Annotated in this window: 11 protein-coding genes; 7 read left to right on the forward strand and 4 right to left on the reverse strand. The window is 61.9% G+C overall.

The window, feature by feature from the left end:
- From HMPREF1494_RS11565 to HMPREF1494_RS04160, 6 genes are all read left to right on the forward strand, one after another.
- Nucleotides 1-720 (forward strand): hypothetical protein (locus HMPREF1494_RS11565; protein WP_034519910.1); only part of this gene is annotated, 720 nt, incomplete at its 5' end.
- Nucleotides 721-899: 179 nt separating this feature from the next.
- Nucleotides 900-1,361, forward strand: a complete 462-nt coding sequence (locus HMPREF1494_RS04140; RefSeq protein ID WP_034519995.1) for a hypothetical protein — start codon at nt 900-902, stop codon at nt 1,359-1,361.
- 17 nt (nt 1,362-1,378) lie between these two features.
- Nucleotides 1,379-3,172: a type IV secretory system conjugative DNA transfer family protein gene (locus tag HMPREF1494_RS04145; RefSeq protein ID WP_034519999.1), complete on the forward strand. Its 1,794-nt coding sequence runs from the start codon at nt 1,379-1,381 to the stop codon at nt 3,170-3,172.
- A gap of 34 nt (nt 3,173-3,206) precedes the next feature.
- A complete protein-coding gene (locus tag HMPREF1494_RS04150) occupies nt 3,207-4,370 on the forward strand; it encodes a DUF4913 domain-containing protein (RefSeq protein ID WP_231495313.1) in 1,164 nt (387 codons plus the stop codon).
- The gene (locus HMPREF1494_RS04155; protein ID WP_034519924.1) at nt 4,370-5,497 is read left to right on the forward strand and encodes a hypothetical protein; all 1,128 of its coding nucleotides are present in this window, start codon (nt 4,370-4,372) and stop codon (nt 5,495-5,497) included. Before HMPREF1494_RS04150 ends, HMPREF1494_RS04155 begins: the two co-directional genes overlap by 1 nt.
- A 70-nt stretch (nt 5,498-5,567) precedes the next feature.
- Nucleotides 5,568-6,587: a HipA domain-containing protein gene (locus tag HMPREF1494_RS04160; protein ID WP_197017148.1), complete on the forward strand. Its 1,020-nt coding sequence runs from the start codon at nt 5,568-5,570 to the stop codon at nt 6,585-6,587.
- A 15-nt stretch (nt 6,588-6,602) separates the two neighbouring features.
- On the opposite strand, the gene HMPREF1494_RS04165 is transcribed toward HMPREF1494_RS04160, so the two are convergent.
- The 3 genes from HMPREF1494_RS04165 to HMPREF1494_RS04175 form a co-directional block, all read right to left on the reverse strand.
- Nucleotides 6,603-7,922: a relaxase/mobilization nuclease domain-containing protein gene (locus HMPREF1494_RS04165; RefSeq protein ID WP_034519925.1), complete on the reverse strand. Its 1,320-nt coding sequence runs from the start codon at nt 7,920-7,922 to the stop codon at nt 6,603-6,605.
- 476 nt (nt 7,923-8,398) lie between these two features.
- Nucleotides 8,399-10,162, reverse strand: coding sequence for an ABC transporter ATP-binding protein (locus tag HMPREF1494_RS04170; RefSeq protein WP_051404712.1), 1,764 nt, complete (start codon nt 10,160-10,162; stop codon nt 8,399-8,401).
- Nucleotides 10,163-10,648: 486 nt separating this feature from the next.
- A complete protein-coding gene (locus HMPREF1494_RS04175; RefSeq protein WP_034519927.1) occupies nt 10,649-11,359 on the reverse strand; it encodes a hypothetical protein in 711 nt (236 codons plus the stop codon).
- A gap of 475 nt (nt 11,360-11,834) precedes the next feature.
- On the opposite strand from HMPREF1494_RS04175, the gene HMPREF1494_RS04180 reads away from it, so the two are divergent.
- A complete protein-coding gene (locus HMPREF1494_RS04180) occupies nt 11,835-12,032 on the forward strand; it encodes a helix-turn-helix transcriptional regulator (RefSeq protein WP_034519930.1) in 198 nt (65 codons plus the stop codon).
- Between the two features lie 547 nt (nt 12,033-12,579).
- Here HMPREF1494_RS04180 and HMPREF1494_RS04185 read toward each other — a convergent pair.
- Nucleotides 12,580-13,572 carry a GIY-YIG nuclease family protein gene (locus HMPREF1494_RS04185; RefSeq protein WP_231495314.1) on the reverse strand — a complete coding sequence of 331 codons (993 nt, stop codon included), beginning with the start codon at nt 13,570-13,572 and terminating at the stop codon, nt 12,580-12,582.
- Nucleotides 13,573-13,831 lie beyond the last annotated feature (259 nt).

The raw sequence follows: 13,831 nt of genomic DNA on the forward strand, positions 1-13,831 counted from the left end.
GGCCGGCCCGACATCGGGCACGGCCCGTCGTTCCTGATCCGCGCCCTGGCGGACGCCGACCCCGAAACGGGCCCGTCACTCGACCATGTGATTGAGCTCGCCGACGACGACTACCGACATGACGTGATCGCCGGCGGCGGGGCCGCACGCCGCGCCTGGCGGTCGGCCGGCGCCTATGAATGGTGCAAGCTCATGGACGGGAACAATTTCCCCGAACCCGGATTCGACCGGCATGCGCTGTCCGTCATCGCGGTCAACCTGCGATACGCGCCGGACGCGACGCGTGCCATGATGGCCACGGACATGCTCTCCCCGGACCGTCCGGCCATGCCGGATCTCAGAAGGATCGCCGACACTCCCGAAAAGGACGTTCCCGTCGACTCGCTCATTGCCGACCTGCTGGCCCGTTGGCCCGACTCCACCCCGGACCGGCCCATGCTCCTCGACCGCGACCATCAGGCATGGCGGATCCTGGAGCCCATCAGCGAGAATGCGCCCGCACCGGTCGAGGGACGTATCCTCGGCCTGATCGCGATGTTCGACTGCTTCGAATACCCCGCCGGCATGCAGGCCGGCCGGAACCACGCGGCACGCGCCCTCGGATTCGACCCTGCGGACAGGTTCGCCTCCGCCGTACTCGACACGGCGGCCGGTCCCGACGGCGTGACCGGCCTGTCTGGACTGGTGGAATCCACGGCGTGGAGGGGCCTGGCACGGTAGGCGGAGGAAAGGATCCCGGCGGAGCCTCGAATCGTGCGACCGTCGTCAGGGCCGGTCCCGCATGGGGCGGGGAAACTTGTAGACGCGGTGCGCCACCGCGCCGTCCATCCGGCCGCAGGATGGTGACGGGCGCCACGGGAGGACGGGCGTCCGCCACACTTGATGGAAGGATGGGAACCATGCCACAGGCGATGCTGACCGTGAGGGGCAATCTCGGGGCCAACCCCGACTATCTGCCGGAGAAGACCACCGATGACGGTGTGATGCTGCCGTCCAAACTCCAGGCGGTCGTCTACGAGAACCGTCGCGTGAGGACCGTCGACGGCTCATGGGCGGATGATCCGCGCGGCCCGGTCAAGACGACCGTGCAACTGTTCGGCCGTGCCGCCGACACCGTGCACCGCATCGACATGAGACAGGGCGATCCCGTCATCGCCGGGGGAACCCTCGGCGAGCCGTCCGCGTTCGTCAGCCCGAAGGACGGCGAGATGGCCGGACGCAACGTCATCAACGCGCAGTTCCTCGTCTTCGACTCGATCATCTACCAGCGCAGGAAGGACAAGGCCGTCCAAAGCCGGCCATCACAACCATCCATGGGGCCGGCCGGCCCCGCCGTCGGCCAGGATGCCGACGGGGAATGACGGCGGGAGGCATGCGGATGGACGTCGATCCGAAACTCCAGACCAACAGGGTATCCGACCTCGGGCGGACGGTCAGGCCATCCACCCGATACGCGGTCGCCGCCGTGGCCGCCGCATTGGCGGTGCTCGCCGTGTTCGCCCTCATCTGTTCGATGGCGGGCCACGGGTTCGACATCCTCGCTTTGTTCTACATCCTCTCGCGCCAGTGGGGCTTCTCCCATGGCCAATGGGTTTTGGCCGGACTCCTCATCGTCTCCGCCATGATGCTCGGCGGACCGTTCCGCTGGCTGCTCGTCCGCAAGGTCGCGCCGAGGGTCGCCGGCGGCGCGCACCGTACCAGGGTCGACGTGTATGCGCCGGCCATGGGTCATGGCGACGCCGTGGCCAAGGTCACCAGGGCACGGGCCGAGACCATGGCCCCGAGACTCGTCAGGGACTATGATGCGAAAGCCATGGAGCCCGGCTATCCGCTCGGCCGCAACATCGTGGACGGCACGCCGATGAGCACCAGCTGGGAGGACATGGCGATCGTGGTCGCCGGCCCGCGTTCCGGCAAGTCCCTGTGCTACGCGATCCCCGCGGTCTGCTCCGCGCCGGGCCCGTGCCTCGCGACCTCGAACAAGGGCGACATCCTCGACGTGACCCGTCCCGTCCGCATGCACGATCATCCCGACGGGCGTATCTGGGTGTTCGACCCCGAACGCATCGCCGAACCCAACCGCACGCGCACCACCTGGGTGTGGAACCTGATCGATTCGATCCGCACCATCGCCGACGCGAAACGCATCGCGGACTGCTGGCGGTACGCGTCCGGCCAGCCGTCCACCGGCGGCGACGACTTCTTCCCGGGCACCGCGGCCCAACAGCTCGCCGACTACCTGTTCGCCGCCCACCTCGGCGGCAGGACCGTCGCGGACGTGTTCCGCTGGGCGTCAAGCGAACGTAACACCGAACCCGTGACCATCCTCAGCCAGCACGAGGGATACGGCGAGATCGCCAGCCGCGTCAGCAGCGTCATCGCGTTGACCCCCGAGACCCGTAGCGGCGTGTTCGGCTCATTGCAGACCATGGTCGCGTTCCTCGCCGACCCCGACGTGATCGAATGGATCCTGCCGCGCGAGGGCGACGGCACGCCGGAGGGCCGCGCCGTGTTCGACCCGCTCGCCTTCGCCGCCAGCGAGGGGGACACCCTGTATCTGTTGAGCGCGCAGGGGCGCCCGTCGACCGCGTTGACCGCGTCCCTGACCGCGGTCGTCGCGTTCACCGCGTTCCATTACGCGCAGTCCGAATGCGTCGACAACGACCGTCGCCTGCCCAGGCCCATGTGCTGCGTGCTCGACGAGGCCGCGAACATCTGCCGTTGGCCCGAACTGGCCGACGTGTACTCGTACTTCGGGTCGGCGGGCATCCCGATCATGACGATCTGGCAGAACCCCGACCAGGGCAAGGCCGCGTTCGGGGAGACGAACTTCGGCAGCCTGTTCAACAACGCGAACATCCTCGTCTACCTGGGTGGCATCAAGGACGCGAAATGGCTCGGCGAGATCAGCAGCCTCGTCGGCCAGAGGGAGATCGTGCGCGGCAGCCTCAACGTGGACGGGCGGGGCCGGCGCAGCGTGAACAACAGCATCCAGAGGGAGAACATCCTGGACGTGTCCGATCTGGCCGAATGGCCCGTCGGCCGCGCGCTTGTGCTCGCCTCGCAATGCCGCGCCCAGATCGACCGGACCATGCCGTGGACCGAGCGGCGCGTCTGGGCCGATCTTGTCGCCAGGGCCGGCCGTCAGGGCCGACGGACACGGGCCATGTGACATGGGACTCAAAACGCTCATCGAAAGGATAGCAATGCCGTTCCAGATACCATCACGGAACAATCCCGTCGAAGACAGGGAATCCCGCCAGGCCCGCCCGGAAACCGTCCCGGCGGGCATCGCCCGGCCCGGGACGCGGACCGGCGAGCCCGGGATCGACATGGGGGAGAGCATGCCGGAGGTTCCGGCCCCGCCCGCCGAAAGGCCCGGGCCGGCGGAGTCCGAACGGGAGCGGGAGAATGCCCGGTCCGGGCCGGATGCGGATCAGACGGAACGCGACAGTCGGGCCATGCGGGCCACGGCCGCCGTCGACCGTGTCGCGGACGCGACCAAGTACGGTCTGACCATCCCGTTCCTGCGCTGGCTGCTCTCCTACAAGGCCGGCCTGACCGCCGAACAGTTCGCCATCGCCTCCGCCGAGGATCTGGCCTTGGCCGACGGGGAACGCGTGCAACGCGCGGCGACGCCCGCCGTCGGATCCCCCGATGAAACCAGGCATGCCGGATCCGGACCGGCCACGGATGACGCCATGGACGATCCCATGGCTGGATCGGATCCGGCCGGCGACGGAGGGCCGCAACATGGCGGGGAGGATGGCGCGGCGGAGGATGTCCTGTCCATTCCCGAATCGAGGGAGCTGGAAGGCGACGATGCCGAACGCGAGGCCATCGTCGGACAGTTCGGCGCCCGCCCGTCGATGAGGGACACGTATTATCCGAACCTCGCATGCTTCGTGGAACTGCATGTCGCGAACATGTGGCCGTACCAGCAGAGCGTCACGAGCAGGTTCCTGTGGGTGCCGGACTGGTGGCGGTACCCGCCGCTCATCTACCAGCTCGACGCATTGTGGAGGGCGTACGAGAACGCGCGGAAGCAGCCGGGCCAGATGATGATCTTCAACATCCAGGCGTTCGGCCTGTTCGACCGCGTGTTCAACAAGGACACCGGCATCGTCGCCAGCCTGGGCATCGATGACCGTGCCCTCTCGACCGCGGCGAACACACCGCTGCCGTGCATCCGCCCGCCGAAGGGATGGCGGCGCAAGGCCATGGAGCCGCTGCGGCCGGTCCGTCCCAGGGAGATGGAGGAGACCATGCCCGCCATGGACGTTGAACGGACACCGCACAGGATGCCCGTGCGACGGCCGGCCATGCGCACGGCGGATGCGAACGGGAACCGGCAGGAAGGAGAATTGTGATGTCGGCGATGGATCCGGAGGACGCGCTCGACCAGCTGCTCACCAGCACCTGGAGCAACATGGCCCAGCAGTTGGGTATGCTGCACCGTTCGTTGAGCGTGGACATCCAACAGCGGCAGAGGGAACGCAGGGGCGAACATGCGCGGCAGGCGAGATTGCAGGCCGCGGAGATCAAGGAGATGGAGGCTAGGCGCGCCCAACTGCTCTCGTGGGAGTCCGCGCACCGGCGTGAACTGAACGATGGTTTCGAGTCGGTGCTCAACGCCACCGTGCTCGGGCATAAGGGCTGCGCGCCCCTGAGTGATACGAGCCTGTTGAAGGCATGGAACGTCAGTGAGATGCTCGTGGGCACGGATCCGGGATACGCGCCACGCCTCGAACGTGCCCGCCGTCTCATGGATGAGGAATGGTCGGGCCGGCATCCCGGCGAGACGATCGGACAGCGTGCCGACCGTGTCATGAACCGTGTGACCGTCGCATATGTCGACCGTTCGCCGCAGTTGGACGATACGCTCGCCGCGTTCGAGAAGGCGGGATTCACCGTCCGTCTCGACCGGCAGGAGATGGATCGTGAGGAGTTCAGGAACCGACATGGCGGGGAGACGTTCCATGTCGACCCGGAGTTCGGCGAGGGTTGGGACGGGCAAAGGAACGACCGTATCGCGGAATGCGTGATGATGCAGGCCGTCGTGTCGGTCGATGAGGCCGGCGACCGGATCGCGTTCCTCCGTGACGCGGGCCTGCCCGAATCGTCCGGCAGCGACGACCGTAGCGAAGGCGACGAACCGTCCAGCCTGTTCGAGGGATCGATGAACGAGAACGAGAACGCCGCACCCATCCCGGTCAAGCCATGGCGTGCGACGGACGCGGCTGGGAAACGGTCCGACGGGAATCCTGCCGGGAAAGGGAGGACCCGTTCGGAAACGGGTGGCGACCTGTCGGCCAGCGAGACCGGTCTTGTCGACCTGTACGAGCCGGAGGAGTGGGACGGGCCCGACCTGTTCGGCGAATACAGTCCCGAACAGGAGGTGTCGGTGACACCCACGATGCCGGTGGTCCCGGCCATGGAACTCTCCATGTCCGACATCCAGTCGGTCCGGCGGGCCGGTCGGACCGACGTCGGATGACCTTCACGCGGAACCGTCTATGGCCGCCGGGGATGACGGGGTGAACGTCTTGGACGGTAGAATCGTAGGCATGATGGCATTGATTGATTTCGAGGGTTGTGAAAGGTCCCGCAGGTTCTATTCGGGAAATGCGGGCCGCAAGGTCGGTGTCGTCTGGGACGGAGGCAACTGGATCCTTAAGTTCCCCGGACCTGCCGTCCGCCTGCATGGCTCGGTCCCCTCGTACACGACGGCGCCCCTGTCGGAATACCTCGGGTCCCACGTCTATGAGATGCTTGGCATCCCCGTGCATGAGACCGTATTGGGCATCCGTGGCGGCAAGGTCGTGTGCGCGTGCCGTGATTTCACCGACGATGATTGGGAGCTCGTGGAGTTCCACGATCTGAAGAACTCCCTGTCCGACGAGGAACCGGGATTCACCGAATCCGCCTCCACCGGTTCCGGGGTGGTCCTGGCCGACGTGAGGGCCGCCATCAACCGTATTCCCGAACTTGCCGGCATCGAGGGCGTTACGGAACGATTCTGGGATATGTTCGTCACCGACGCGTTCATCCGCAACATCGACCGCAACAACACCAACTGGGGCGTCCTGTCCGACCGCAAGGGCCATTACCGGCTCGCGCCCGTGTACGATAACGGCAACTCGTTCAACAACAAGCGGACCGAGACCGCGATCGAACGGCGGCTGTCAAGGGAGGACCTGATCCGTCAGGACGCGCTTGATGTGCGATCATGCTATGTCACCGACCAGGGCCGGCCGATCGCGCCGCTCAAATACATCGCGTCGGGCCAGGATCCCCAATGCACGCTGGCGTTCGGCCGGTTCATGGAACGTTACGAGCCGGACCGCCTGTACACCCTGATCGACTCGATACCGGACCAGGCCATGGGAGTGACCGTTCTTCCCGAGGGGTTCAGGGAATATCACAAGGAGGTCATGGCTTGGCGATACGAGAACGTGTTCGTCCCGACATGGGAGGAGTTACAGGACTCGGCCGACACATATGGCGCCGCCCGATCCTTTGATTCGGCCGACGTCTTAGATATTCCTGGCATCGACAAGGCGGAGCGATCCGGGGTCACGAGATAGCGGATGGGGGCATGCTCATGCGGATCGTGCGCGCTGCGTATCGAAGGTGTCGCCGGCCATCGGATCCCATCCGTCGATATCATCGGATGGGAGCCCGTAGCGTTCCCTCAACCGGTCGAACACATGTAATCCGTCCCTGACGGCCCTGTCGTATTCCTCCGGCCCGTCGGCGGCGGACATGTTGACCACGATATGGAACGCCTCGTCGATCAGCCGTTCCATGTCATGCGTGGACAGGTTCGCGGCCCCGCGTTCCATGCCATCCGTCACGAGCGGCGGACGGTTCTCCATGCTCGCCCGCCACTCCTGGACGGCCAGGGCCTCGCTCCTCGCGTCATGGATCCACTCGCCGCGCAGCTTTCTCAACCGCATGTCGGAACCGAGATCGGTCGCGTTGAACCGTTCCGTCCAACCGTCCGTGCTGCGCCAGGTGATCCGGTATCCGACCACCTGCCCGGGCGAGTCGAACGATTCCCTCGTGACTCCCTTGCGCAGACGCGGGTCGATGCTGAATCCCTCACGCCGGACGCGGCGGATGAACTCGTCCTCGCTTCTCGACGCCTTCGCGCACGCCTCCACGATGCGTCCCACATGCTGTTTCGGCATCGTGTCCGCGGCCACGCTTGCGATCCGCCGCATGCGTTCGTCCCTGTCGAGCATGGGCCAGGGGAGCGGGCCCGTATGATCCTGCCGTGCCTTCCATTCGGCCCAATGGCGCCATTCCGCGTACCGGTATCTGACATGGCTTTCCGTGATCGCCCGGTCGAGCTCGACGAGTTCCGGCCGTTCCCGTTCGATTTTCCGGCATGATCTCTGCGCGCTTTTCATGTCGTTGAAGGTGTCGAGCCATCCGTCGTCCGTGGCGAGCTGCACCATCACATGCACGTGGTCGTTGCCGTTCCGGCTTAGCCCGTGGCGGACCGCGAGCCACGTCACGCCGGACATGTCGCCGTCCGGCAGGATGTTCATCCGCTTCAGATAATCGTGGATGATTGCGTTCCATTGGTCGTCGGTGAGGATGCCCTGGCCGGCCTTGATGGACAGCGAGCAGTGCCAGACACGGTCCCTGCCATGGTCCTTGTCCGGATTGTGTCTGCCCCGCCGGTCGCGTGGATACGGGTCGTCCTTGCGTTCCCTGACCCGGTAGCGACGGTCGAATCGTTCCCCGATCCGCTCATACGATGCGTTCGGACGCCCGTCGAAATCGAACGAGTCGAGCAAATCCGCGCTGCATGCGACGAGGTGCTGGTTGGCGTGCTCGTTGTGCCGGCCTCGGCCGAACAGGTATTTCACGAGTCCCGCCGGATTGGAGCCACGGCTGATCTTCGGAATCATATCCCCATCCTCGACCGGAAGCCGACTGCTGATGAGACACGGTGTCTACAATAAGACCAGTGGCATGGCAAAGGTCCGACAGATAGTCGTAGGATTCTTTCAATCAAGAAAGGTCGAGGTCGAAGCCTGAGCCATTCCAAGTTAACTGAATTCTTCGGTATCAACATGCCTTGGATAAAAGTGGTGACTCCTGTACCGGCCATCCTGATTGGTCATCCCGATCGGCTCGACCATGATGGGTATTGGATTCCGGTATTCGTTCCCGGAAGGAATATCGTGGCCTATGTCATGCGGAGAGACCTACTGCTGTTGTGGGCTGATGCTCAGTGATCCGGTAGCGCTGTTCCCGTTGGCTTTGGTCTACTCACCGGCCGAAGACGGCGGGACCACAGGGATGACCGCTACGAGAGGTGGTCGTGATGAGGAATGATGACCACCCGTACGAGACCTGTCCGTTAGTGTCGGCGTGGGGAGGTTTATTGGCTGTAGCATTCCTGGGCGTGGAACATGTCCACGTAGAATTTGCAGTTCTCGAGCAATGTCGCATGGTCTCCCGTTCCCACGACGCTCCCCCGGTCCAGGACGACGATGTTCTCGGCATGACCGATCGTGGTGAACCGATGCGCCACCAAAAGAACGGTCATCCCGCGATCGAGCCCGGCCAGGGCGTCGAACATCGCCTTCTCGGAAACGGCATCCACCGAGGCCGTCGGCTCGTCCAGAACAAGCAGGCCGGGACGTTTGCAAAGCGCCCGCGCCATGGCCACGCGCTGCCATTGCCCGATGGAAAGCTGCCGTCCGCCCTCGAAACGACGCCCGAGCACGGTATCGAGACCATCGGGAAGCTCGTCGGGCAGATACCCGAGCCCGACCGCCTCCAGACTCCCGAGAACGACGGCCGTCCGCCCGCCACCGGAGAAGCCTTCCCCCATGCCGAAGGCCACGTTGTCGCCCAACGAGCGCTCGAACCTGGCGAAATCCTGGAAGAGCGCCGAGAAGCGGGCGTACAGGTAATCGCGGCTGTATTCCCGGATGTCGATCCCGTCGATCAGGATCCGTCCGCCCGTCGGCTCGTAGAAGCGCAGCAATAGTTTGCATGCCGTCGTCTTTCCCGAACCGTTAAGGCCCACGAGCGCGGCCGTGGTGCCGGCGGGCACCGTGAAGGAGACGTCATGGAGCACCTCGTTGTCGGTGCCCGGATACGTGAAGGACACGTGCCGGAACTCGACCGCGACCGCATCCGATGTGCCGGCATCCCCACCGGCGCCGTCCGTGGGGGCGAGCGTCCCCTCACGGATCGGGCTCGGCTTCATCCGTATGAGCGCCACCCAGTTCGAGACGTACAGCAGATGCTGGTAGATCCCGGTCACTCCCAGGAACGCCGCGAGCACGAGCCCGTTCATCTGCGTCGTCGCGGATATGAAGCCCGCGAGCTCGCCGACCCGGCTCCCGCCCGCGGCAACGATGGAGGCGAAGACGATCACGGCCACGTTGGCCATGGCCGAAACGAGTCCGAGGGTGCCCGCCTGCGTCAGGTTGTAGCGGATAAGGGCGCCGTCCTGGTCCAGGAACCTTTTCCTCAACCCCGCGTAACTTTCCTGGAACATGCGGGCCAGACGGAAGATCCTAATCTCCTTGCGCACGACGTCCGAGGTCAGCAGCGCGCGGAAATAGGAGGCGAGCCGTGACTGCGGCGCCCGCGCGTACTCGATGTCATAGGCCCTGGCCTGGAGACGGAACGTGGCCACCGCCGCCGGGACCGGGGCGACCAGGAGGATCAGCGCGATCCACCCGTTCCATGACGCGACCACCGCGGCCACGCCGAAGATCGCGATGACGGACTGGACCGCGGAACGCGCCGTATCGAACAATCCGAAGATATGCTCTCCCGTCGTCGAATCGACACGCTGTATCGTGTCGTACGTGTCGGCCGACTCGAAATCCTGGACCTCCAAGGCGCACAGCTTGCTGGTCACCTGCATGTCGGTGTCGTACGAAAGCCGTAGCGTCAGCCTGTCGCCCACGTATTTCATCAGATTGTCCAGCACGTAGGCCGTCAATATCGCGGCGGCGAGCAGCGCGAGCGACATTGTTCCACGTGGGTGAAGACTCCCGTCGGAATCGGCCACGCTGGAGACCAGGGTGCTGACGGCGAACACCTGCACGCCCGGGACAAGCCCGCGTATCACGGTCATGACGACCAGTCCGGCAAGGCTCAGGGCACCCGTGCCGCAAAGCATACGGACCGCGCACCGGAAGGACTCCCCCAACGGTGCGGCCCGCCGTCCCGCGGGAGAGGGAACAGGGGAACCCGCACCACCCGCATTCCGATCATCACCCATCAGCCCATACCCTCCTCCCGTGCAGGCTGTGTCTCCAACAGCCAATACATGTTTTCTTCAAACGAATCGCCCGAGGAGCGAGACCCGTCGCGGTGCGTATGAAGCATGTCCGCAACTATCCGAACCACCTGACTACGATTTTCCGGCAAACGGGAGATCATCGTAAAGGGTGATGGTGCGGATATGAGGCTGGATCGTCCATCAGCATACGATCTTTCGCTGTCGCGACCAATCCTCATTCGGTCGCTTATTCAAGTCAACCATCTTTGCTGCTACATTGCTACGGAGATTGGGGCGACATGCTTGCGCAACCGAGGATTTAAAATAATATGATTTTAGATATCAAGTATCTAGATAAAGGCTGGTTCGCAAGTCTTTCTAAATTCACTTCAAGGTTTCTTTCTGTAACCACTTGGTTTCATCCGGCGTTATCACAAGAATATCAACAGGACCACCAACAGTCTTAACCACATTTTTAAATCGCATTGTCTGAATTGTCGTTTCTACTGCATAGCGAGCAAAATCCACGGCATCCTGCATCGTGAAATATTCCCATGGAATTTCTTCCGATGCTAGATCGTCATATCCACCATCATCATTTTTAGTTGCAACGTTATTAAGCAGTCTCGAGAGAGTCGATGTCTCCCCGTCCCACGCTGCGCCTTGTAGTTTTGTATCCATTTGTTCGAAGTTCCCGCTCCTAACTCTCACACTATAAACTAACTGCTGTTTTTCTCCATCGACCAACCCATATCCCGCAACGATAAAATTCGTGTCTGGGACACATGGGAAGGTGGTGAAGTAGTCTATTATTATTTGTGGAATATCTGATACAGGACACTGTTCTCCGATTTTGGTTCTAATCATTTCTTGGATAAAACCCGTTATCGGTTTTCCAAGCAATGCCGCGGCACCACAAGTCGATATACCGGCTCCGTTGGGACAAATAAAGGTCTTATCGGTTGTGTCTGTTGTATGTACTCCAATGCGTTCAATTACTTTCCCTTCTGTCTCCCATGTATTGGTATATGTGGTGCGACGATCGCTTGCAAGCACCATTCCTTCATTCACATGGACGGCGATTATAAATGACATACAAAACTCACTTCCATTCGAGAGCCACCGTTGGCTTGGAAGTACAGTCTAACACCATCACCCTCATATTCCTATTTCTTATCTGGACGATATTCTCGAACGCGAATACATCTCCGGACCGTTCAAGAACCGTCTTGACGCGATTCGGTATCGAATGTAAAGCGCATTACGACCATACCCGCATAGGTTTCATCTGCGGCCGGCAGATGTGTCTAGCGTACATGTTGTAGGTTCTGTACTCGTTGATCCGGATATTGGATTCTTATCGTCACTCTCGCGAACGTCCCGACGATTGATTCCATGCGCACATTTTCCGAATCAAGACTGCCCTTTATCGGGTTAATCGTTCGGACCGACATAAGTCAGCCGGCAACCGAATGAGGAGAGGGTAAGGAGAAGAGCGATTTAAGATTTACAAAATACGACTCAGTATAAAACTATCCGACAACGTAAGATTAATGGGAAAGAAAGAACCGTGGATTCGACCGACGAAGAGCTGATCAACAGACTTCAGAGCTATTTGGAGACCATTCGCAAGACAGCGGGCTGGACCGGCGAAAGACTGGCTGATGAACTCGGAATCACCAAACAGACAGTCAGCAGCCTCGAGACCGGCAAAAACCCAGATGACGAAGATGCATTACCTTGCCATCCGCACGGTCTTCAACAATGAAATCGCAATAAACCGCGATGAAGATCTCGCAAAGATCATTCAAGTGTTTGTCGACCAGTCGGTTGTACCTGAACCTATCGAGCTTCACAGTAGTTAAAGACAAACCCATCAATGAGGTTGAGAATATCACGGCGAGGCAGAGCGCAGTAATGGGGCGGCTGCGGTGACCACGCTACTCCTTGCGTCTGTATCGGCCGTCGCTCCAGTGCTCGCTGGGTGGATTGCGAAGATGCCAACATGGATGAAGTAGAAGTGCTGCGAGCCAACGAATCGCCAGAAGGAGACTCGTCGGAAGGGACCACGATTAAAAAGAGGATCGCTGTCATCGAGGGTGCGCTTGGCTTAATAGGTATCTTGGGGATTGTGGCGTATGTGTACATGAAACCCTCAACCGGTAGGATTGTCGGAGGTGTGATGAGGATTCCGCATCCGCACGGCAGAGTGCGCCACGGGCCCGGCCGCATGCAAGGCATGGGGTCCGTGGACGCCTCGCGTCGAAGACCCAGCCTGAAGGAACGGCGATGCCGCCGTTCCTTTCCGGATGCCATCAATGGCCGAGGAGCATCCGGAACAGGGGGCACTCGCATTGGTCGTCGTTATCCCGTTCGGCGACGGAATTGTATCCGTGGGGCACTACGTCATCGTCCCGTCGGACGGATCCGAGGGTGTCCATCCACCAGTGTTCGCGGTCGATGATCTCCTTGGCTGGCTTGTGCATGTCGAAGATCTCCAGGATCGAGTACTGGAAGTTATCCTCGATGTATCCGGCGCCGAGCTTTCTGAGCTGTTTGTTCCCTCCGGAGTGGTCTCCGGACGCGTATTCCTCCCAACGCGACAGCAGGCCGTGCGTGGCTCCTTTCCGTGAGTAGGCGGAACCCACGTAATGCCATCCCGTGCGTCTGTCGGTCTGCAGATAGACCGCTTGGACGCTGCCGAGGGTTGCCCGCCATTCCTCATTGTTCACGGCCGCCGCGAGCTGCCGGTGGGTCAGCCGCACATTCTCGTATCCGGGGAACGGCATCGCGGACACAGGGGACTGCGCGATCTTCTCGAGGGCCATCGTCTCGCGGAAATTCCTCCGTCGTTCTCCGCTGTTGGACAGGTTGAAGATGATTCTCATGCTAGAGAATCCCGGTGCCCTTTTGTAGTTCACTACGGCCCTGGCCTTTAGAGGGGCGTATCTCGGGATCTCGCGGTAATGGTACAGGATCGTGCCGTCCTCCTCCGTATACTCGTCGAGGATGTCGTAGGCTCCTACGAACAGCCATCGCGTGGAGTCCTCCGGCCTGAGCTGGATGAACTGTAGGACCTTGCCCGTGTTGATCTTTCCCACCGCTTCCGTGTCCTGCCATTTCTTCGTGAAGATCCATCTCATCAGGTCGTCATAGGAGGAATAGTAGGTGTCGAGAAGGTCGCCCCATTCCGGTTTGCTGCCATTCAGACGAATAGTATAGCTGGCGAACTCTTCGTCGCCGAGCCCCAATAGTTCGAGGAACCGGATCGGTTCCGTATCCTGGATTCCAGTGTCAATGTGCGTCATTGCCATCGCCTTTCCGCTCGATTGCCGCCGGACGATAAGGTTCCAGTGTATAACAGTCTAGCGTCTCGACGATGAGGATTGTGAAGGGTCGGGCGGTTTCTTGTCGACGGGCGGGGAGTCCGACGCGGGTCGCGGTTTGGGGTCGGCCTCGGGGATTGACGGTAAGTCGACGTAGTCGGGCAGTCGGATGGTGGCCGGTCTCGGGATCGATGGATGGTCCGGTGGAACGTCGTCGCATCGCAACGCCGGTTCGCTGTTG

Origin of the sequence: Bifidobacterium sp. MSTE12, from assembly GCF_000513015.1 — a bacterium.
In the GTDB taxonomy this organism is placed as follows: domain Bacteria; phylum Actinomycetota; class Actinomycetes; order Actinomycetales; family Bifidobacteriaceae; genus Bifidobacterium; species Bifidobacterium dentium.